The sequence below is a fragment of the Streptomyces griseiscabiei genome, from assembly GCF_020010925.1.
GTDB lineage: Bacteria > Actinomycetota > Actinomycetes > Streptomycetales > Streptomycetaceae > Streptomyces > Streptomyces griseiscabiei.
This window is the reverse complement of sequence record NZ_JAGJBZ010000003.1, coordinates 1,130,001-1,151,228: the sequence shown is the minus strand read 5'-3', so window position 1 is coordinate 1,151,228 and position 21,228 is coordinate 1,130,001. Positions and strand designations below refer to the sequence as shown.

Here is a 21,228-nt window from a genome sequence, read left to right as displayed (position 1 = left end):
GATCATGAAGATCCACAAGTACGACACCGTCATCGTCGGCGCCGGCGGCGCCGGTATGCGCGCGGCCATCGAGTCGACGCAGCGCAGCCGTACCGCCGTGCTGACCAAGCTGTACCCCACCCGCTCCCACACGGGCGCCGCGCAGGGCGGTATGGCCGCCGCGCTCGCCAACGTGGAGGAGGACAACTGGGAGTGGCACACCTTCGACACGGTCAAGGGCGGTGACTACCTGGTCGACCAGGACGCCGCCGAGATCCTGGCGAAGGAGGCCATCGACTCCGTCCTCGACCTGGAGAAGATGGGCCTGCCGTTCAACCGGACCCCGAACGGCACGATCGACCAGCGACGCTTCGGCGGTCACAGCCGGAACCACGGCGAGGCCCCGGTCCGCCGCTCCTGCTACGCGGCAGACCGCACCGGCCACATGATCCTGCAGACGCTGTACCAGAACTGCGTCAAGCACGGCGTGGAGTTCTTCAACGAGTTCTACGTCCTGGACCAGCTGATCACCGAGGTCGACGGCGTCAAGAGGTCGGCCGGTGTCGTGGCGTACGAGCTGGCGACCGGCGAGATCCACGTCTTCCAGGCGAAGGCCGTGATCTACGCGTCCGGCGGCACCGGCAAGTTCTTCAAGGTGACGTCCAACGCGCACACGCTGACCGGTGACGGCCAGGCCGCCGTCTACCGTCGCGGGCTGCCGCTGGAGGACATGGAGTTCTTCCAGTTCCACCCGACCGGCATCTGGCGCATGGGCATCCTGCTGACGGAGGGCGCCCGCGGTGAGGGCGGCATCCTCCGCAACAAGGACGGCGAGCGCTTCATGGAGAAGTACGCGCCGGTCATGAAGGACCTCGCGTCCCGTGACGTCGTGTCCCGCTCCATCTACACGGAGATCCGTGAGGGCCGTGGCTGCGGTCCCGAGGGCGACCACGTCTACCTCGACCTCACCCACCTCCCGCCGGAGCAGCTGGACGCCAAGCTCCCGGACATCACCGAGTTCGCGCGGACGTACCTCGGTATCGAGCCCTACACGGACCCGATCCCGATCCAGCCGACCGCGCACTACGCCATGGGCGGCATCCCGACGAACGTCGAGGGTGAGGTCCTGATCGACAACACCACCGTCGTCCCGGGCCTGTACGCCGCCGGTGAGGTCGCGTGTGTGTCGGTGCACGGCGCCAACCGCCTGGGCACCAACTCGCTGCTGGACATCAACGTGTTCGGCAAGCGGGCCGGCATCGCCGCCGCCGACTACTCGCAGACGGCCGACTTCGTCGAGCTGCCGGAGAACCCGGAGTCGCTGGTCGTCGAGCAGATCGAGCGGCTGCGCGCCTCCACGGGCAACGAGCGCGTGGCGGAGCTGCGGCGCGAGCTGCAGGAGACCATGGACGCCAACGTCATGGTGTTCCGCACCGAGCAGACGATCAAGACGGCGGTCGAGAAGATCGCCGAGCTGCGCGCCCGCTACAAGAACGTGGCGATCCAGGACAAGGGCAGGCGGTTCAACACGGACCTGCTGGAGGCCGTCGAGCTGGGCAACCTGCTCGATCTGGCCGAGGTCATGGCCGTCTCCGCGCTCGCCCGCAAGGAGTCCCGCGGCGGTCACTACCGCGAGGACTACCCGAACCGCGACGACGTCAACTTCATGCGCCACACCATGGCGTACCGCGAGGTCGGCGACGACGGCACCGAGTCGATCCGTCTCGACTACAAGCCGGTCGTCCAGACCCGCTACCAGCCGATGGAGCGTAAGTACTGATGGCTACCCCTGTTCTGGACAAGGTCGAGGCGGAGTCCGCGGCCTCCCCGTACATCACGGTCACGTTCCGCGTGCGCCGGTTCAACCCCGAGGTCGCGGCCGAGGCGAGCTGGCAGGACTTCGTCCTGGAGATCGACCCCAAGGAGCGCGTCCTCGACGGTCTGCACAAGATCAAGTGGGACGAGGACGGCACCCTGACCTTCCGCCGCTCCTGCGCCCACGGCATCTGCGGGTCGGACGCTATGCGGATCAACGGCAAGAACCGGCTGGCCTGCAAGACGCTGATCAAGGACATCAACCCCGAGAAGCCGATCACGGTCGAGCCCATCAAGGGCCTCACGGTCCTGAAGGACCTGGTCGTGGACATGGAGCCGTTCTTCCAGGCGTACCGGGACGTGATGCCCTTCCTGATCACGAAGGACACCAACGAGCCGACGCGCGAGCGCTTCCAGACCGCCGAGGACCGTGAGCGGTTCGACGACACCACGAAGTGCATCCTCTGCGCCGCGTGCACGTCCTCGTGCCCGGTGTTCTGGAACGACGGCCAGTACTTCGGTCCGGCCGCGATCGTCAACGCCCACCGCTTCATCTTCGACTCGCGTGACGAGGCCGGTGAGCAGCGGCTGGAGATCCTCAACGACCGTGACGGCGTGTGGCGTTGCCGTACGACGTTCAACTGCACGGACGCCTGCCCGCGCGGTATCGAGGTCACCAAGGCGATCCAGGAGGTGAAGCGGGCGCTCATCACGCGCCGCTTCTGATCCCTCGGCCCGTTCTTCGAAGCCGGAAGGCCCGCAGATCCCTCTGCGGGCCTTCCGGCTTTCCCGGCGTCCGCGGGCCGCCCCACGCACGAGGGCCCCGTCCCCGCGCGGAGCTTCGGGGAAAGCTCCGCGGTGGACGAGGCCCTTCGGGTGATCACCTGAGCGGCGATCCTCCGCGCGATCAGCCGCGCAGGACGCGGCCCTGCGCGTCGGTGCGGTCGTTGCTCGTGAGGAACAGGATGCCGTCGATCAGGGACCAGAAGCCCAGACCACCGCAGGTGAGGAGCTGGGCGACACCCACGCCGACGGAACCGACGTAGAAGCGGCCGATGCCGAGCGTGCCGAGGAAGAGCTGCAGAATGCCGGCGACGATCTTCGACTTGTCGGAGTACGGGCGCCCCTGCGGGTCGTGGCCGAAGGGAGCGTCAGGGGTGGGGACGGTCATGGAAATAACTCCTGGATGTACTGACTGAATAACCGAAGCGGATTGCTCCGGGGGGATCCCAGGAGAGAAGGCGCGGCACTGAACCGGCAGCGATCGGGCACGGCAAATACCGGCCAACGATCGAGCACGACGTATCCCCCGTCATCCCCCCTGCAGCGCTTGCAGCGTAGTGAGACACAAGGGGCGCATGGGAGAGGATTCGAGCGATCGTTCCGATTCCGTGATCCGATTCCAGCCAACTTGCGACAACTGGGCAACATAAAGCGGGCGTAAGGGATTTACGGCGAGGCGATGGGGGAAGTGGGGCCGCTCAGCGCAGGTTGCGGACGATCGTCCACGTCACCGCGATGCCCAGGATCAAGGCCTGGGTGCGGGGCTTCAGTTCGGGGCGCCAGCGGCGACCGCGCAGGCCCTCGACGGACCAGCGGCCGAGCAGGGCGAGCGCGAAGGGCGCGGCGAGCAGCAGCACCCGGTTGTCGTGCCACGCGGCGGCGAACTGGCCGTGCATCAGGTCGTACACCATGCGGGTGCCCCCGCAGGCGGGGCAGAGCAGCCCGGTCACATAGCGGAACGGGCACTGGGGCAGCAGATGGCCGGGCTCGTGCGGGTCGGTGCCGTACAGGTACGCGGCGCCCGCCAGCCCGGCGGCGGCCACCGCGAAGGGTGCCGCCGCCGGATGCCGGAGGGTGCTGGGGCCGCGCTCAGCCACGCAGGACACGTCCGTTGGAGTCCGTGGTGTTGCTGCTGGTCAGCAGGATGATGCCGTCGACCAGGGCCCAGATGCCGAGGCCGCCGCAGGTGAGGAGCTGCGCGACGCCGAGGCCGACATGGCCGATGTAGAAGCGGCCGACGCCGAAGGAGCCCAGGAACAGCGAGAGGACGCCGGCGACGATCTTCGACTTGTCGGAGTACGGGCGGCCGTAGGGGTCGTACCCGTACGGGGCGTTGGGGTCGCCGGTGTACGCGCCACCCGGCGCGGGCGGCACCTGGTAGCCGCCGCCCTGGGGGTAGCCGCCCTGCTGGGGATAGCCGCCCTGCTGCGGGTAACCGTAGCCGGGCTGGCCCGCGCCCGGCTGCTGGTAGCCGCCGCCCTGCGGAGCCCCGTACGGGTTGGCGCCCGGCTGGCCGGGGGCGGCGCCCGGGTACCCGTATCCGGGCTGCGGCGGCTGCGGGGGCTGAGCGGGCTGCTGAGGCTGCTCGGTCACGGTACTGACTCCTGCGTGTTGTTTGCTTGAGCGGCTGAATAACTCACTATGGGCTGTCCGTCATATTGCAGGAGGGAAGGGCCCGGAGAGAAGTTGTTACTTCGGCCGGGGCCGGACCGACTCCCGCATGTGGGCGGAGTCACAGTCCCCGATCGTCGTCGGCCGTGACAGCCGGCCGACGATCGTCAGTTCCGTGATCCCCGTGTCCGCGGCGAGCAGCATCGCCTTGCTGAGAATGACATCGAGCATACGGTCGCCCTCGCGAGGGAGTCAGCCGGTCTGCGTGGTTCCGTTCCCTGTTCCGCCCCGTTCGGCTTCCGTTGGCGTCGCCGACGGCCGGCTCGGGGGCCGCCTTCCCCGCACCGAGGGCGAGTTGCCCCCGCGAGTAGCACTGGAGGCAGGGCGAAAGCGGCCTGCGGAAGCGGGGCCACTCCATCGGGTGATCCACGCCGGGCTGTCGGACCGGATAGCGGTCAGTACACCAGGGTACTAGTATGCACACGTACTACACGGTGATCGCTGATGACCTGGCATCTTGAACTGACCGGGGATGTCCGCGACTGGCTGCACGGGCTGCGCAAGGACGACCGCACCACGGCACGGCTGGTGGGCCAGGCGATTCAGGCGCTGGTGGAGGAGGGCCCGGACCTCGGGCGCCCTCTGGTGGACCGGATCAGGGGTTCCGCCATGCATCACCTCAAGGAACTGCGCCCCGGTTCCACCGGCGACACGGAGATACGGATCCTCTTCGCCTTCGACCCCGAGCGCAGCGCGGTGCTCCTGGTCGCGGACGACAAGGCGGGCCGCTGGACGGCGTGGTACCGCCGCGCGATCCCCCTGGCCGAGGAACGCTATACCGAGTGGCTGGACCACCTGGTCCGGTGACGTCACAAGGAGACAGAACGATGACCAGCTTCCACTCATGGGACGAGGTCAAGGAAGAGGTCTTCGACACCGAGGACCTGGACGAGATCATGGCGGGTGCCCGGCGCATGGTCGCCGAAGCACGTGCGCACCGGTTGGCCGAGATGCGCAGGGAACTCGGCCTCACCCAGCGTGAGGTGGCCGACCGTATGCACGTGCGACAGGAACGGGTGTCGGCCATCGAGCGCGGCAGGACCGAGTCCGCCGAGGTGGGCACGGTCGCGGCTTACGTGGAGGCCCTGGGCGGGGAGTTGGAGATCGTCGCGAACTTCAACGGGACCCGGGTGGTGGTGGCGTAGTCCGGCGCTCGCGCCTGCCCGCGTGTCCCGTGGAAGCGTCGCGCCTCGCCGGGTGCCCCTTCGGCACTCCCCGCGGGTGCTGGCCGTCCGGAGAGTCGCCGCCTGGCCGGATCGCGTCCAACACCCGTGACGGATTTGGCTGTTGATCACACACTGACCGCATGACCATCCTGAGGAAAGCCGCGGCCGCGCTGTCGGCCGCGGCCGCGATCCTGATCGCGATACCCCCCACAGCCTCGGCGACGCCCGTCCCGCACGACCCGTACGGCGGCACGCTCCTCCGGGAGAACTTCGACCACCTCCCCCTCGGCCCGGTGACCAAGGGCCAGGGCTGGACCACCGACACATCCAACGGCACGCTGACGGTCGAGCGCGGCATCGCCGGCCAGGGCCGCGAACTCCACCTCCGCACCGAGGGCAACGGCCGCGCCTTCATGGTGCTGTCCGATCTCGCCCCACCCGGCAACAGTTTCTGGGCCCGGATGCGGCTGCGGGTGACCGAGTTCCCCACGGCCCCCGACTGGGCCCACTGGACCCTCGCGGAAGCCTCCGGCTCCGACTCCCCCACCCTCGTCCGCCCCCTCGGCGGCCAGTACGCCCCCACCGACAAGGGCAACTTCTGGGGCGTCGGCTCCGACCTGGGCCCGACGGGCGACTGGACCAACTGGAAGACGTCGGCCCCGGCGGTCGCCGGCAAGTGGCAGTGCGTGGAATTCCACCTGGACGCCACGGACAACCGCGTCACGGTCTACCTCGACGGCGTCCCCCAGCCCGACCTGACCGTCTCCACGAAGAACCACGGCGGCACGTCGGACGACTTCACCTTCCCTACCTTCGACAAGCTGAAGCTGGGTTGGCAGCTGTACCAGGCGAACCCGGCACCGGCCGCATTCGAGATGCGGATGGACGACATCGCGGTGAGCACCCGCCGGGTGGGCGGCTGCGAGGCCTGACACGTGGGGCACACATCGCGCTTCTTCTCATCCCGAAGCAAGCCATAGCTCCTGAGGGGGCCGCCCGTCCTCCACGAACGGGCGGCCCTCTCGCCTATACGCCCGGGAAACCCCACTCCGCCCACACCTCCTTGCCACCGCCGCTACGGCGCCCGTTGACAACGAGGTAATGCCCCCATTCGTCGGCGCAGGTCCTCGACAGCCAGAGCCCCCGCCCGCTCTCGGCGTCGAGCCCCGGCCCCGGCCTCTCTCGCGGCAGAGATGGGCTGCTGTCCCACACGCTCAGCCGTAGCCGCCCGTCGGCGCGTAGAAGCCGTACAGCGACCGAATCCCTCGTATGAGCAAGGGAGTTCGTGACCAATTCGGAGGCTACGAGTTGGGCGTTGTCGAGCACGGTGGGATCGGCTTGGTAGCGGGTGAGTACGGCTCGCACATGGGCGCGGACGATGCCAGGGCCGAGGGAAGAGTGGGGGATTCGGAGGACGTACTCCCAGTCGATGTCGAATGGGGAGTCCACGAAGGGGGCGTTGAGGGCGAGTTCGGTCATGGACGCAACTCCTCTTTGAGCTACGAGGGGATGGATGTCATGCACTGAGGGGCAGCAGACGGGCTGAGACGGGCGGATAAGTCGGGTGACGCGGGCGGTGGCTCTGCCGCTGGATACCTGCGCCGTGCGCAGACAAAGCGGTGCGCTTCCTGAACCTCGGCGCCACTTTGAGTAGTTGTTGCGCCACTGAAAGTAGAGGTTCGGGAGTAGGGTTACTACCTACTACGTCAAACCATTACCCCAACGAGTGAAGGGCGGACAGCATGCCGCCGAGGGCAGCAGCGACCGAACGACAGCAGCGCCTAGGCGTTGAGCTGCGCAAACTGAGGCAGCGGGCCGGCTTGAACGCCCGCGAGGCAGGCGAGCTACTCAACGTCAACTCAGCGCGCATCAGCTCCATCGAGGCCGGGCGCTTCGGGGTCAGCGCGGATCGGGTCCGCATGTTCGCCCACAGCTACGGCTGCTCGGACGAGGCATACATCGAGGCCTTGGCTGCCATGACCGCCGGCCGGGCCCGCAACTGGTGGGACGAGTATCGCGAGACCCTCCCCTCCGGCCTGCTCGACCTGGCCGAGCTCGAACACCACTCGACGGCGATCCGTACGGCCCAAGTTGCCCACATCCCAGGCCTGTTCCAGACGGCCGACTACGCGCGCCTGATCTTCCGGCAGTCCATCCCGAAACTGTCCCCACCAGAGATCGAGTACCGCGTCTCCCACCGCATCAAGCGTCAGGGAATCCTCTTCGCGGCCAACCCGACCCCGTACACCGCGGTCATCCACGAGGCAGCTCTGCGCATGCGGTTCGGCGATCGAGACGTGACGCGCGGACAGTTGGAGCAAGTCATGGAAATGAGCGAACTGAACCACGTGACCGTGCTCGCCATCCCGTACGCAGCGGGCATGTTCCCCGGTGCCGGGCAGACCGTCCTCTACGCCGACGGCCCTGTACCCCAGCTGGACACCGTGCAACTCGACGCCGAACATGGGTCCGTATTCCTCCACGCCGACCTCCAGCTGGAGAAGTACCGCACGTTCATGACCCGCTTCGAGGCGGTCGCCCTCAAGGAGTCCGCCTCCCGAGACCTGATCCGCGAGATCATCAACGACCTCTGAAAGGCTCCCAAGTGCCCACCCTCCACTGGCAGAAGTCGTCCTACAGCAGCGAGGGAAACAACTGCCTCGAACTGGCCGCTACCCCGGACGGAACAATGCACCTCCGCGAGTCCGACGATCCGACGGTCATTCTGAACTTCCAGCCCCGGGACCTCACTGCCCTGCTGCATACGGTGCGGCGAGGCATATCCCTCCATCGCACACGAGCACGGATTTCGAGTTGACCTCACCTGTCGGCAACGACGCCGAACGCGTCAGCGCAGTACGCTCGCTACCCCCGGGGGAGTAAGCGAAGCCAAGTGTCGCCAGCCCGTCTCCGGACCGGCGCCGGAAGCTCAATCCGCAGGAGGGCGCTTGGGTCTGATGCAGGTTCGGGTGACAGGTTCGGTCACGCGGCCTGGAGGGCCGGTGTGGTCATGGCGATCTCGAATTCGACGGGGGTCAGTCGGCCGAGTGCAGCTTGTCTGCGGCGCCGGTGGTAGGTCCTCTCGATCCAGGTCACGATCGCGATCCGCAGTTCCTCGCGGGTGGTCCAGGTCCGGCGGTCGAGGACGTTCTTCTGCAGCAGGCTGAAGAAGGACTCCATGGCCGCGTTGTCGCCTGCCGCCCCGACCCGCCCTATCGAGCCGGCCATCCGGTGACGGTCGAGGGCCTGGACGAACTTCCGGGACCGGAACTGCGATCCGCGATCGCTGTGCAGAATGCACCCGTCGACGTGATCGCGTCGGGCCACGGCGTTGTCCAGAGCGGTCACGGCCAGGCGGGACTTCATCCGCGCGTCGATGGAGTAGCCCACGATCCTGTTGCTGTAGACGTCCTTGACCGCGCAGAGGTACAACTTCCCTTCACCGGTGGCGTGTTCGGTGATGTCCGCGAGCCATAGCCGGTTCGGGCCGGACGCGGTGAAGTTGCGGCTCACGAGATCGTCGTGCACCGGCGGGCCGGCCTTCTTGCTCCTGCCGCGCTTCTTCCCGAACACGCTCCACCAGCGGTTGTCCCGGCAGATCCGCCACGCGGTCCGGTCCGCCATCCCGGCACCGGCACCACGGGCTTCATCGGCAAGGAACCGGTAGCCGAACTCCGGGTCGTCGCGGTGGGCGTCGAACAGCGCGTTCGCGCGGTATGCCTCCTCCAGCATGGCGTCAGGCACCGGCTTGCCGAGCCAGCGGTAGTAGGGCTGTCTGGCGAGCTTCAGGACCCGGCACGTGACCGCGACGGGCGTCCCGTCCCCGGCCAGCTCTTTCACGAGCGGGTAGATCCTTTTCCCGGCAGATGCGCCTGCGACAGATAGGCCGCCGCCCGGCGCAGAACCTCGTTCTCCTGCTCCAACAGCTTGATCCGCCGACGGGCTTCCCGCAGTTCCCCGCTCTCCTGGCTGGTCACTCCGGGCTTGGTCCCGTCATCGATGTCCGCCCTGCGCATCCATTTCCACAACGTCATCGGGTGGACCCCGAAGCCCTTGGCCACCTGCTCAACGGTCACACCCGGGCCGCGGTTCCTCGCGACCCGCACGACGTCCTCGCGGAACTCTTCCGGATAAGGCTTCGGCACAGCGACATCCTTCCCACCCGCCCCACAGGGCAAGCCAGTTCAGATGTCACCCGATCGTGCATCAGACCCTCTAGTACTGGTCAGAACTGATCGGCGGCTGCCTGAGCGAGACCAAACTGATCACGAGTACCCAATGAACCACTGGCCCGGCACGGCGAGTTCAACCTAGCCTCGATCTTTCGCGAGGCTAGTGTCTCGTGATCCTGTTCGTGGAACCTGAGGCTGGTTGGCTCATTGAACATGGATCTCTCCATCTGAACAGATGGCGAACTGCGGGAGTTGGCCGGGGCGCGGAATGTGCCGTCGGATGTGGCGTTTCGTGCACGGATCGTGTTGTGGTCCGGCGAGGGAAGGCGGCGCAAGGATATCTCCGAGCTCGCCGGTGTGGCGCCGCTGACGGTTCACTCTGAAGCTCCACCAGCCGAACCACATGCACCCCACACGGGGCTCGTACGAAATGTTGATGAATATTCTCGGCGCAGGTGAGCCGCAAGCAGAACCCGAGGGCGAATACCTTGAGAGCTGGCCGCCCTCACTGCCCAGTCATCCCAGCAGGACACCACCCGCAGTAAGCCATTCACGCGAATCAAGGAAGACCATCACGCGGCTTGGGCGGGGTGAACCTTGAACCAAGACCTTGATCTTCCACTCTCCCGATCGAGGAAGGCGGAGAGTCTCCTCATCAGGATCGACTACGCCCGTAATGCACAACCAGGACGAACGGAAAGTCATAGACCCATCGAAGATGAGACGCGCATCCAGGTCGACACACTCCCCGACATGAATTTCGACCTGCACTTCACCTTGCATGTCAGTACGAGTGGCCACGAAAAGATTACCAGGGAGAGAAATAACCTCTTCCTCCCCCGTCTCCGCCGTCGGTTGATCTTCCGTCTCGAAATCCCGGATGGAAATCATCCCGAATTGATTCAGAAAACCATCAGAATAAACAATTCGACTTTCCATTTTCACTCCCGGTTCAGCCCGCCACATAGGTCCCATCCTCCCGCCGCCGAACGTTAATAACGGCAACAAGGAACTGGTCGTCCCTCTGCATACTATTTGATCTATAGAAGGCAGACAAATCAGACCCTTGCTTGACCTGCTCGGACACCGGAACGCCTCTGGTCTGAGCACCCAGGCCTCCCTCGCGAGTGGAAGCAAAGGGGTACTCGTCACAACTTCCCGAACCAGCCCAAGCACTCATACACCCGGCAAACTCCCTATTATTCCTCGTCTCACCCTTATTCTTCAGATAATGCAACAGAAGGGGCTTCCCCTTATCGATCGCCGAGCGATCATTTATCGCTATTTCCGGCGTCCGTTTTCCATCCACCACAAAAACAGGCAAGTTTCTACACTGCGTCTCCCGAAGGCCAGTCGAAGTCATGCAATGATCAACGACCGTATCCCACTGCCCATCCGACAAGGCTTCAGGTTTCTTGAACAGCTTGCGCCACCCGATCTTGTAGTCATCATTGCGAAGGATTCGCGACAGAATGGCTGGAATGGCTTTCCTGACAGCCTTCGTAGCGGCAGCGCCGGGAGGAACTACAGCCAGCGGCACGGTCCCTTTACGTTCCACAGGCCTCGGAATACTCGTATTTGCGGGAGGAACTCCGTCCGGCTTGGTCTTGCCATCAAGATTCCCATTGGGTGTATCCCAATTGCAGCTATCGCAGTACAAACCAGTCGGATCGGAATGCGCAACCGGACTGTTGTGGCTATACACGTATCCATTCATTTGTAGCGGTTGACTCAGGTCGATGATCGGATCCGCCGAGATGAAACGGCCCGAGTTCTGGTCGTACTCGCGGGCGCCGATATGGGTCAGGCCCGTGGCCGTGTCGTCGATACCGACGCCGAGGTAGCCGCGCTTGTTGGGCCATGACGCAGGCTTCGGGCCGCGGAGGTCGCCGTACGGCTTGGCGGCTCGGCGGGTGACCGTCTGGCCGCTCGTCAGGGCCACCGCCGTGTTGGCCGTGCCCAGGTGGTCCGTGAGGAGGGCCGAGAGCTGGTGTCCCGTCGTCGCGCCGCTCGTCGCGGTGCGGGTCACGACCGGGGCGCCGGGTTGGGCGTAGGACCGCGAAGCGCGGGTCACCGCACCGGAGCTTCCCGTCGTCACCTCCGTCTCGCCCAGGTACAGCGTCGAACCGGAGGGGGAGTTCTCCAGGAGGCGGTTGCCAGTGGCGTCGTAGACGTAGGTCGTCTTCTTGCCGCCGACCGTGATCGTGTCGAGCTTGTTCTCCGAGGTCCACTTCAGGTCCTGGGGCCCGGCCGGCAGGTCACGGAGCTTCGTGTTGCCCACCGCGTCGTACGTGTATGTGCTGCCCTGTCCCGCCGGGCTGGAGGTGATCGACGTCATCGTGTGCGGCTGCTCGGTGGGGTTGTAGCCGTACGTGAAGGTGACGTTCTTGGTCGCGTCCGCCGGGTCGGCCTCGGTGAGGGTGGCCCGGTTGCCCAGCCAATCGAAGGTGAAGGACTGGTGGTAGGCGGTGGCGCCGGTGGCGACCGTGTTCGCCGCCGGGGCCGTGGCCGCCAGCGTCGACTTCAGGGAGGCGTCCGGGGTTGACGCGTCCGTCGCAGTGTCCGGGGCATCGGCCACCGGACCCGACGAGGCCGCGTAGTCCTTCCTCGGTCCCCACGTCGTGCCGTTCGCCGCCTTGCAGCCCGTGCCGTTGCCGGCGGGCGCGATGCTCGACGTCCAGGCGTTGACCAGCTCACCCATCACGTCGTACGTGAAGCACTGGGTGTCCCACACCGAGCCCGAGGCGTCCGACAACTGGCGGGCGTTCGACGTGATGACTCCGGACTTGTCGTACGCGTAGAGGCTGTCCGAGATGCGGTGCGGGCCGGCCGTCTCCCGGTCGGCCACCGTGCGCTGGAGACGGCCGGTGTAGGGGTCGACGAAGTTGGTCGTCCAGACGCGGTTGGGCTGGGAGCCCGACACCGTCCGAAGGGGTTCGCCGTAAGGGGAGTAGGTGACGTCGGACGTGTACCAGGCCAGTCCGGAGGTCGACTCCGTCAGGCCGTCGCTGTTGTAGCGGGTGACGACCTTTTCCTGGGCCAGGCCGCCGACCGACGGCAGCGTGACCGTCTGGGGCTTTCCGGTCTGCGTGTACGTGTACTTGTACGCGTAGGTACCGGCGAGACCCGTCGTCGCGGTGTTCGCGGGGATGACGGTCTCGGCTCCGGTGGGGCGGTACTCGGTGTCGTAGCCGGTGACGCGGCTGATGTAGTCGCCGTTCGCGGTGTGCCTGGTCGAGGCGACCGGCTGGCCGAGTGCGCCCGACAGGGAGTCGTACGTGAAGGACTTGACCGGGGTCCCGGCCTCCGATCCCTCGCGGACGAACTTGGTCCGGCCCAGCTCGTCGTACTCCGTGTACGTCGTCCGCAGCTCCGCGTCCTTGACCTTGTACGGCCGGTCGGCCTCGTCGTACCAGGTGTCCGTCGTGCCCATGTCCGGGTCGGTGGTGGAGGTCACCCGCCCCCGGGCGTCGTACCTGTACGTCCACTCGTTGCCGGCCGGATCGGTGACGTCGGTGCGCAGACCGCGTGCGTCGTACCCGTAGGTGGTCGTGCGTCCGGCGGTCGTGCTGTCGTCCTTGTAGTGGACGATCGAGGTGACCCGGCCGAGCGCGTCCGTGAACGTGCGGGTCCGCGGTGACGTCGAGCCGACCGGGTCCACGTACGTGCTGGTGTCGTCGTACTCCGACTTGGCCGCGTACACCATTTTCTCGTCGTGGTACGTCGACTCGCTCACCGGTCGTTCGAGGCCGTCGTAGCGGAACTTCACCCGGCTCGGGACGAGCGACTTCGACTTGGGAGCGAAGAGTTCGGCGGCCGGCTCCCCCTTGGCCAGGTACGCGCTGGTCTGCTCGTCGGTCAGGCCGTGGTCGTTGTACGTGGTGTCCGTGACGACGCGGCCGGGGCCGTGCGCCTCCGACTGTGTCTGGACCTGCCTCATCAGGCCGTCGAAGATCGTCACCTGGCGGCTGTAAGTGCCGTCGTCCTTCAGTGTCTTGGTCGTGACGGCGGCGGGGCGGGACTCGTTCGAGGTGGCGATCGCCGGCTGGTACTCGATCTCGACGTTCGGTGACTTGCCGCCTGAGGAGCGGGACGGTGACCAGCCCTTGACGAAGCGGCCGAGGGCGTCGTACTCGTTCCGGACGACCCGGCCGTTGGGGTCAGTGACCGTCAGGGCCAGGCTGCGGCCCGGGTCAAAGGTCGTGGTGACGGCGTGGCCCTTGGGGTTGATCGCCTTCACGGACGTGACGGGCCCACCCGCGTCTCCGGGGGTGTATTGCATCTCCGTCGTCCCCGCAGCCGGCTTGGCGACCGTACGAACCCGCCCGAGCGGGTCGTAGGTCGTCCTCGTGACGACCGAGTACGAGGTCCCGGCGCCGTCCACACCGGCGGAAGCGGTGACCAGGCCCTTTGTCGGGGCATCGCCGTAGGACTGGTTGTCGTAGGTGGTGCGGGTCGCCTTGATCAGCTTCGTGGCCGGGTCGGCGATGTCGTGGGCGGCGCAGGTGGTGCCCGTGGTGCGCTGCTGCTTGGGCAGGCCGATGATCCAGGCCGACGTGTTGTGCACGTACGACGTCTTGGTGCAGATCTGATCGGAGAGTGCCTCGCCGGAGCCGTCCGGCTTGACGACGGCCGTCTCGACCTGGACCGGGATGCCATAGGTGTCGTCGACGGTCGTCAGGGTTCGGACGGCCTGCCAACTGTCCTCGACCGTCTGGATCTCGTCCGTACGCTTCACGCCACTGCGGTGGGCCAGCAGCGGATCCATGTCCGCGCCGTCCTCGGCCTCACGGAACCGGGACGCGGTCTGCTTCGACCAGGGGTAGTTGAGGGTGCGCTTCTTCGGCTTCCCCCTGTCCGAGTCGAGATAGGTGAGACTCTCCGCCGTCATGCCCGCGTACTGCGGTTCGTCGTCGGCGACGAGCGTGTACTTCTTCGCGGAGTCCTTGACCTCGCCGCCGACGCCCTGGAAGTAGCGGGTCTCGGAGTACGACTGCGCCTGCGGCACCGCCGTGGAGGTGGTCCGGCTGCCCTTGGTGACCGCCACCTGACGGTATCCGCGCCAGACGCTGTGGGTTCGCAGGGACGGCCGGGTGAACTCGTCGTCGGACTTCGCCCAGGCGGGTTCCGAGTAGTCGTACTGGGTGTAGATCAGCTTTCCCCGCGGGGTGACCTTGTCGTTCTCGGTCACGGAGTGCACGACGTACTTGTTGAACCAGGACTTCGCGGGCTTCTTCTCGTCGCCGTCCGGCGACCAGCGGACCGGGTAGCAGGTGCCGTTGTCCCTGCCCTTGTCCTCCGACGGCTCGCTCGCGCAGCCGCCCTTGTACTCGACCTCGATGTCACCGCCGTGCTCGGTGGCGACCGTGCCGATGCGGGGGCGGGTGAAGGGCGGACGCTGGTCCTTCGGGCCGCTCGAAACCAGGTTGGGGAGCTGGCGGTCCCTCAGGCGCCCCTTCAGTTCGGAGGAGGAGCCGACCGTGTACTCGCCGAAGCTGACGCCGTCCTTGTGCTGGACGGTGCCTGTGGTGTCACCGGGAGCGAAGCCGCGGCGGGTGATCGAGTTCAGCCAGAGGCCGGGGGAGCTGTAGTACCAGTCCGCGGGGAAGGACTGGTGGAGTTCGTACGTGTCCACCTTGCCCAGGCCGGTCTGCCCGGCTCGGGCCGCCTTCGTCGTCACCGAGTCGAGGCGGAGCTGCGTCCAGAAGGACGGGAAGGCGGGACACAGCTTCGACGTCGACTTGCAGTTGAGGTTGCCGGGGGTGTCCCACCAGGGGCGGTAGGCGCCCGGGTCGGAGGTCTTGGCGAAGTTCGCCGCGTCGCAGGCCGTGGCCGACTTGAGGCAGCGCTGTGCCACACCGAACTCGACGGTCGCGGAAGGCTTGGTCAGGTCCGTGCGCATGCCGTACTCGATGGTCTTCGGGTAGGCGTAACGGTCGTACTGCTCCGGGGACTTGAACTTCTTCTTCACGGCGTAGTGGTTCGTCTCCTGCTTCCAGGTGACGACCAGGGTGTTGCCGTGCACGTCGACGACCTTGTCGAGACCCCAGCGCCAGGCCTGCTTCTTGCCGGAGCCGCAGCGGGAGTCGGCGAAGGACGTGGCGCGGCAGGGCTCGCCCGGGTGGTTGCCGAACACCGGGACGGTGGAGACCGAGTCGGTGTCGGCGTGACCGCCGCCGACCTGGTTGAGGCCGTAGTAGTACTTCGTGCCGTCGGTGGTCGTGACGATCCAGTACTCGCCGTTGTTGTCGCCGTTGGTGCCACCGACGCGGTGTTCGATCCGGGTGCCGTCGTCGCTCTCGGGGCGGTAGATCTCGGTGTCGGTCTCGGGGTTGCTGCCGGAGGCGGCGTCCCGCACCAGTTCCGTGGTCTTGCCGCCCAGGGACATCACGGCGTTGTACGACACCCAGCACAGGTCGGACGTCTTGTCCTTCTTGGCGGTGTTGTTGGCGGTGCCGGACTTCATCTTCTTGCGGTCGTCCTGGCAGGCGCGGTACCGGCGCTCGATGTGGCCGGCGTCGTAGTCCCAGCCCTCGCCGATCCAGGAGGACTGGGGGGACGCCACGGCTGTACGGCCGTCCACGCTCTGGGAGTTGTAGTTGAACTCGATGTTCGGGGCCGGGCCGGCGGGTGCGGCGGGGACCGTCAGCGGATACGACCAGGTGAACGCGCCGGACGAACCGCCCGCCGACCACTTGCCGCTGGAGGCCAGCGGTGTGGCCTTGAACGTGCCGCCGGCGCCGCCGCCGGAGTCGACCGCGCCGACGACGGCCGCGTCGCCGGTCGCCGCGACCGGGGTGACGCCGGTGGCCGAAGCCCGGTAAGCCGCCTGGGCGATCGACGGCCCGTCACTCGATGACGTGCGCGCCGAGGCCGGGGTGACCGTTCCGTCCGCCGCCGTGTCGACCGTGGCGGTGATCGACTGGTCCTGGATGTCGTTGCTGGTCTCCAGTTCCTCGTACTCCTGGCACGCCTCTTCGTCGGGCGTGGTCAGGTAGCACTCGGGGAACTGGACGAAGCGCAGTCGGGAGGCCCAGTCGGCGCCGTACAGGTTCTTGAACTTCGCGTAGTCGAGTCTGACCGAGATCGGCACGGAGCCGGTCGAGGGCGCCTGGACCTTCATCACCGTGCCGTCGACGCCCTGGGACACGGCGGCCGCGCGGTCGTAGACCTGGACCTGCCAGGTGCCGGTGGGTGCCGTCTGGTCCGGAGCCTGGCCGAGGCTGATCGGGAGACCCTCGACGGGGGTCAGGGCGACCTGCCCGGCGGTCGCGCCCGCACGTGCCGAAGCGGGAGTCGTGGTCGCGGCGGAGCCGAAGTCGACCGACCTGGTGACGGCGGCCGGTACCACGACCGTGTTCGTCGGGGCCTGCTGCAGATCCGGTGGGACGTCGACCTTCAGCGTCTTCAGGTCGGGCTCGGAGACCTCTCCCGCGACCGTCTCGCCCTGGTCGAGCGCCTCCAGGGTGAGAGTCTCGCGGCCCTTCTCCGCGGTCGCCGGGTCGGGCGGCAGCGCGAGCGACTGCGCGGGCAGAAGGCCCACGAGCAGAGCCGCTCCGACGGCGGGCACGACGGCCGCGCGGACGCGGCGCAGCCGACGAGTGCGGACAGGCGACAAGCGACCGAACACGGCGAGGTCCCCCCGGACCATTCGAGGCGGGACCAGGAACGGACCACGCGTGATGGCGTATCAGATGCGGGAGATTCTGTGTCGCTCTTGTGGAGTTTCGCTAGATCGTCTGTGCGAATGTGATGATCACCACGGTACGTAGCGCAACGTAACGGTAGGTGAAGTCCGAATCTTCGTTTACCTGAGGTTTCGGATTCCTTCATCCCTCCGCGATCAAGCGCGCAATCCACCAGTTACCTTCGCAAATGCGCAGCTAAGCACGGCAGTTGTGGCACGATCTGCTGCCCTATCGACCAAAAAAGTCTACTCGCAAGGCAGTTGGCATCCTGAGTCGCCAACCACTTTTACGCACCACTCCGCTGCCCGACTCAATCGGTTCCCGTCGCTTGCGAAGCGTGACGGCAGCCCTCTCTTGGGCCATCATCGGCTGGCCCGGCCGGGCTCTGTCCCGCGCCGGTTCCATGGGGGAAGGGGAACTCGCCCGATGACGCGCAAGGAGCGCAGCCGGCGTCGCGTGCCCGGCGGACGGACGACCGCCGCCGTACTCACCACGGTGCTCGCGGCCACCGGCATCACGTTCGTCGGACTCGGCCTGGACGAACCCGGTTCACGCGGAAGGTCGAGTGACGGCCGCAAGGCGAAGCCGGTCACCGAAACCACCGCGCTCGCGCGGGCCTCGAAGACCGGAAAGTCCGTCGAGGTCACGGCGCTGCGCACCACGCGGTCCACCACCTGGGCGCGGCCCGACGGCAAGATGGCCAAGAAGCTCTACTCCTCCCCCGTCCGGGCCAAGGTGGACGGTGCGTGGAAGGACATCGACTACGACCTCCGCCGCACCGAGAAGGGCTGGGAGCCGAAGGCCACCAACACCAGGATGGTGTTCTCGGCCGGCTCGGAGGCGACGCGCGACGGCAAGCAGCGCGCCTCCCGGTCCGCGGTGCACCGGGTCTCCCTGCTCAAGGGACGCAAGACGGCTGCCGCCGAGTCGAACACCCTCGTCACTCTCACCGTCGACGGCCACGACATCCATCTCACCTGGCCCGGCGCGGTCCCCGCACCGATCATCGACGGTTCCCGGGCCCTGTACCCGGAGATCTTCCCGGGTGCCGATCTGGTCCTCACCGCCGACGACGACGGCTTCGCGCAGTTGCTCGTCCTCAAGAACCGACAGGCCGCGGCCGACCCTCGCGCCGAGCAGCTCAGTTACGGGATCACGTCGGCGGACCTGTCGTTCCGGCTGAATCCGATCACCGGCGTCCTCGCCGCCGAGGACGCGGACGGCGAAGAGGTCGCGCTGTCGCCGACGCCCCTGATGTGGGACAGCAGCGGCGCTCCGGCGGTCACCGACGGTTCGGTCGGCGCCTCCGCCCAGCCGACCGACTCCGAGAGCCCGGACCCCGTCGACTCCTCCGCACCCTCACCGAGCGACGACGCGACCGCCGGTGAAGAAGAACTCGTGGAGACCGACGAGCAGTTCGACCCGGACCCCGAGGAACTCCCGGTGGCCACCGACGGCCCCGCCCCCACTCCCTCTGACTCTCCCCCACCGACCGCCCCCGCCGAGCCGACGCCCGAGCCCTCGCAGACCGGCTCGGCCGCCACCCTCGGCCTGCCAGGTCTCGACGGTCCTTCCCCCGACTCCCGGGGGGAACTCGTCGAGACCGACCTCCGCGGGTCGAACTGGCTCCTCACACCCGACCAGGACTTCCTCGACGACCCGGCCACCACGTACCCGGTCTTCGTCGACCCGTCGGTGACGAAGCACATCCAGGACTGGACCACCGCGTACAGCCGGCACCCCAACGCGACGTTCTACAACGGCAAGGGCTTCAACAAGGGCGGTACGCACGAGGCCCGGGTCGGCTTCGAGTCGGACACCTGGGGCACCTCGCGCTCCTACTTCAACATCGACTTCGACAAGGACCTCAAGGGCACGAAGATCGAGTCGGCGAAGCTGTACATGCTGGAGACGTACTCCTGGTCGTGCAGCGCCCGCTCGATGAGCGTGCACCTCACCGGCAAGGTCAACGGGCGCACGAACTGGAAGAACGCGCCCAAGCTGCACGACGGCAACAAGATCACGACCAAGAGCTTCGCACACGGCTACAAGTCCGGTTGCCGGGATGCCTGGGAGGCCTTCAACGTGCGGTCGGCCGCACAGAAGAAGGCGGACGAAGGCCGGGACAGCATCACGTTCGGCATGCGCGCCCGGGATGAGAACTCGCAGTACGCATGGAAGAAGTTCCAGGCCAACGGCGAGTATCCGCCTGTGCTCGAACTCGTCTACAACCGCAAGCCGAGCGCTCCCACCTCACTCGACCTCGGCCCCGACGCGAAATGCACCACCACCCAGCCGTACGCCCGGATGGGATCGGGAAGTCTGACGTTCACCGCGAAGGCGTCCGACAAGGACAAGAACCTCGAGTACCTCGACTTCGACCTGTGGCCGCACGGCAAGTGGGCGACGACGGGTGACCTCCTCGGCGCGACCGGCAAAGTGTCCGTGGGATCGGACAAAGACACGGCGCTCAGGACGACGAAGGAGTTCGCCACCAGCAAGCTGACCAACGGCACGCTCTACTCCTGGCGGGTGCGAGCCTGGGACGACGCGGGATCGTCCTCCCCCTACTCCCCGGCCAAGACACCGTGCCGCTTCGTCCTCGACACGGCCGCTCCGAAATCACCCAAGGTCAGCTCCACGGACTTCCCCAACGCCGACACCGACGAGAACGGCTTCGGCAGTGGCGCCGACGACGCGAAGTGGAGCACCAAGAAGTTCGGCACGGCAGGAGCCTTCACCGTGCGTGCGCTCAACACGGATGTCGTGCGGTACGAATACGGGTTCAACGCGCCCAGCTATCCCTTCCAGCTGGAACGGAAGGCCGGTACCGCGACCACCGTCAGTGCGACCCTGGCCAACGCCAAACCGCCCACCGCCGGTCCCAACGTCCTGTACGTACGGACCGTGGACGGCGCGGGCAACGTATCGCAACCCACCAAGTACTTCTTCTACGTCAGCCCCCGTGACCAGGCCGACTCCCCCGGTGACTTCACCGGGGACAAGCTCCCGGACCTGATGGTCGTCACCGAGGCCGGCAACCTGGCCCTCTACCCCTCCCAGGCCACCAACGACCTCACCAAGGGCTCCGGCGACCTGGACTATTCGATGACCGGTGCCTATCGGTCCAATCCCGCCAAGGATCCGAACGGCGACGACCTGCCACCGTATGTCGCCGCGCCCTCCGGCCACTTCAAGGGCGCTCTGATCACCCACAACGGGGACATCTACGGCGGTGACGGCCTCCAGGACCTGGTGGTGCGCGTCGGCGGCAAGCTGTGGGTGTATCCCGGCGACGGCTACGGCGCCGTCAACATCGACAAGCGCGTGGAGATCCTGCTGCCCGAGGGGGCGCCCAGCCCGTCCTCGCTGACGCAGATCGTGTCCACGGGCGACGCCACCGGCGACGGCCGTACCGACTTCTTCGCCACCTCGGGCGACGAACTCTGGGCTTTCACCGGCTACCACGGCGCCACCATCGACCAGGCGACACGCCTGTCGGCATCCGCCTGGACCGAGCGCGACATCGTCACCGTCCTGGACATCACCGGCGACGGTGTGACGGACATGGTGTACCGCACGGACGTCCACGCCCAGCTCATGCTCCGCAAGGGCAAGGCGGCGAGCGGTGGCGGCACCGACCTGGACTCCCTGTCCTCCGGCGCCGACTCCTCCGGCGGCACCGACCTCGAGTACGGTTCCGCCGGCTGGTCCAACGCCAACATCCCGCTGCTGATCGGGACCCCGGACGCGAACGGGGACACCGTTCCCGATGTCTGGACGGTGCGTTCGGACGGTTCGGTCCGCTTCTACGCCGGTGGCAAGGCTGTCCTGGCGGGCTCGGGTACGGAGATCGTGGCTCCCGCGAGCTACTGGAAGACCCGCATCGCCATCGGCTGACCACAGCGAGCACAGGGAAAGGGGCCGAACCGCGGAAAGCCGCGGTTCGGCCCC

At 67.0% G+C, this 21,228-nt stretch carries 15 protein-coding genes and 1 pseudogene; 8 read left to right on the top strand and 8 right to left on the bottom strand.

The features are described 5' to 3' along the window. The first annotated feature begins 4 nt into the window (after positions 1-4). Complete coding sequence (gene sdhA, locus J8M51_RS39080; protein WP_086761175.1) at positions 5-1,759, top strand: succinate dehydrogenase flavoprotein subunit; 1,755 nt, start codon at positions 5-7, stop codon at positions 1,757-1,759. After that, positions 1,759-2,520 (top strand): succinate dehydrogenase iron-sulfur subunit, encoded by a 762-nt coding sequence (locus J8M51_RS39075; RefSeq protein WP_037694414.1) that lies wholly within the window; start codon positions 1,759-1,761, stop codon positions 2,518-2,520. The genes sdhA and J8M51_RS39075 overlap by 1 nt, the downstream gene beginning before the upstream one ends. 181 nt (positions 2,521-2,701) lie before the next feature. Here J8M51_RS39075 and J8M51_RS39070 read toward each other — a convergent pair whose 3' ends face one another. The 4 genes and pseudogenes from J8M51_RS39070 to J8M51_RS39055 form a co-directional block, all read right to left on the bottom strand. Beyond that, on the bottom strand, positions 2,702-2,965 hold the full coding sequence (locus J8M51_RS39070) for a TM2 domain-containing protein (protein ID WP_005481016.1): 264 nt from the start codon (positions 2,963-2,965) through the stop codon (positions 2,702-2,704). A 310-nt stretch (positions 2,966-3,275) separates the two neighbouring features. Continuing rightward, positions 3,276-3,674 carry a DUF2752 domain-containing protein gene (locus J8M51_RS39065; protein WP_086761177.1) on the bottom strand — a complete coding sequence of 133 codons (399 nt, stop codon included), beginning with the start codon at positions 3,672-3,674 and terminating at the stop codon, positions 3,276-3,278. After that, on the bottom strand, positions 3,667-4,170 hold the full coding sequence (locus tag J8M51_RS39060) for a TM2 domain-containing protein (RefSeq protein WP_086761179.1): 504 nt from the start codon (positions 4,168-4,170) through the stop codon (positions 3,667-3,669). Before J8M51_RS39060 ends, J8M51_RS39065 begins: the two co-directional genes overlap by 8 nt. Positions 4,171-4,266: 96 nt before the next feature. Beyond that, positions 4,267-4,428, bottom strand: a pseudogene (locus J8M51_RS39055) (hypothetical protein); the annotation flags it as partial. 264 nt (positions 4,429-4,692) lie between these two features. On the opposite strand from J8M51_RS39055, the gene J8M51_RS39050 reads away from it, so the two are divergent. The 3 genes from J8M51_RS39050 (at position 4,693) to J8M51_RS39040 (ending at position 6,346) form a co-directional block, all read left to right on the top strand. Continuing rightward, complete coding sequence (locus J8M51_RS39050; RefSeq protein WP_179203370.1) at positions 4,693-5,055, top strand: type II toxin-antitoxin system RelE/ParE family toxin; 363 nt, start codon at positions 4,693-4,695, stop codon at positions 5,053-5,055. A 20-nt stretch (positions 5,056-5,075) separates the two neighbouring features. After that, on the top strand, positions 5,076-5,393 hold the full coding sequence (locus J8M51_RS39045) for a helix-turn-helix domain-containing protein (RefSeq protein WP_086761181.1): 318 nt from the start codon (positions 5,076-5,078) through the stop codon (positions 5,391-5,393). A 161-nt stretch (positions 5,394-5,554) separates the two neighbouring features. Beyond that, positions 5,555-6,346: a LamG domain-containing protein gene (locus J8M51_RS39040; protein ID WP_086761183.1), complete on the top strand. Its 792-nt coding sequence runs from the start codon at positions 5,555-5,557 to the stop codon at positions 6,344-6,346. Positions 6,347-6,440: 94 nt separating this feature from the next. On the opposite strand, the gene J8M51_RS39035 is transcribed toward J8M51_RS39040, so the two are convergent. Then, on the bottom strand, positions 6,441-6,893 hold the full coding sequence (locus J8M51_RS39035) for an ATP-binding protein (RefSeq protein ID WP_086761185.1): 453 nt from the start codon (positions 6,891-6,893) through the stop codon (positions 6,441-6,443). Positions 6,894-7,156: 263 nt separating this feature from the next. On the opposite strand from J8M51_RS39035, the gene J8M51_RS39030 reads away from it, so the two are divergent. Together J8M51_RS39030 and J8M51_RS39025 are read left to right on the top strand one after the other, a co-directional pair. Further along, on the top strand, positions 7,157-8,008 hold the full coding sequence (locus J8M51_RS39030; protein ID WP_086761187.1) for a helix-turn-helix domain-containing protein: 852 nt from the start codon (positions 7,157-7,159) through the stop codon (positions 8,006-8,008). Between the two features lie 11 nt (positions 8,009-8,019). Beyond that, complete coding sequence (locus tag J8M51_RS39025) at positions 8,020-8,232, top strand: DUF397 domain-containing protein (RefSeq protein WP_086761189.1); 213 nt, start codon at positions 8,020-8,022, stop codon at positions 8,230-8,232. Positions 8,233-8,396: 164 nt separating this feature from the next. Here J8M51_RS39025 and J8M51_RS39020 read toward each other — a convergent pair. From J8M51_RS39020 to J8M51_RS39010, 3 genes are all read right to left on the bottom strand, one after another. Beyond that, positions 8,397-9,559, bottom strand: a protein-coding gene (locus J8M51_RS39020) for an IS3 family transposase (protein WP_107473821.1) whose coding sequence is annotated in 2 segments (ribosomal slippage) — positions 8,397-9,272 and positions 9,275-9,559 — 1,161 coding nt in all. Because the reading frame shifts where the segments join, the coding sequence is not laid out codon by codon here. A 543-nt stretch (positions 9,560-10,102) separates the two neighbouring features. Then, a complete protein-coding gene (locus tag J8M51_RS39015) occupies positions 10,103-10,525 on the bottom strand; it encodes a hypothetical protein (RefSeq protein WP_267299887.1) in 423 nt (140 codons plus the stop codon). A 13-nt stretch (positions 10,526-10,538) separates the two neighbouring features. Next, positions 10,539-17,216, bottom strand: coding sequence for a NucA/NucB deoxyribonuclease domain-containing protein (locus J8M51_RS39010; RefSeq protein ID WP_143673416.1), 6,678 nt, complete (start codon positions 17,214-17,216; stop codon positions 10,539-10,541). Positions 17,217-17,700: 484 nt separating this feature from the next. Between J8M51_RS39010 and J8M51_RS39005 the strand changes: the two genes are divergently transcribed. Continuing rightward, a complete protein-coding gene (locus J8M51_RS39005) occupies positions 17,701-21,174 on the top strand; it encodes a DNRLRE domain-containing protein (RefSeq protein ID WP_267299886.1) in 3,474 nt (1,157 codons plus the stop codon). Positions 21,175-21,228: the final 54 nt, after the last annotated feature.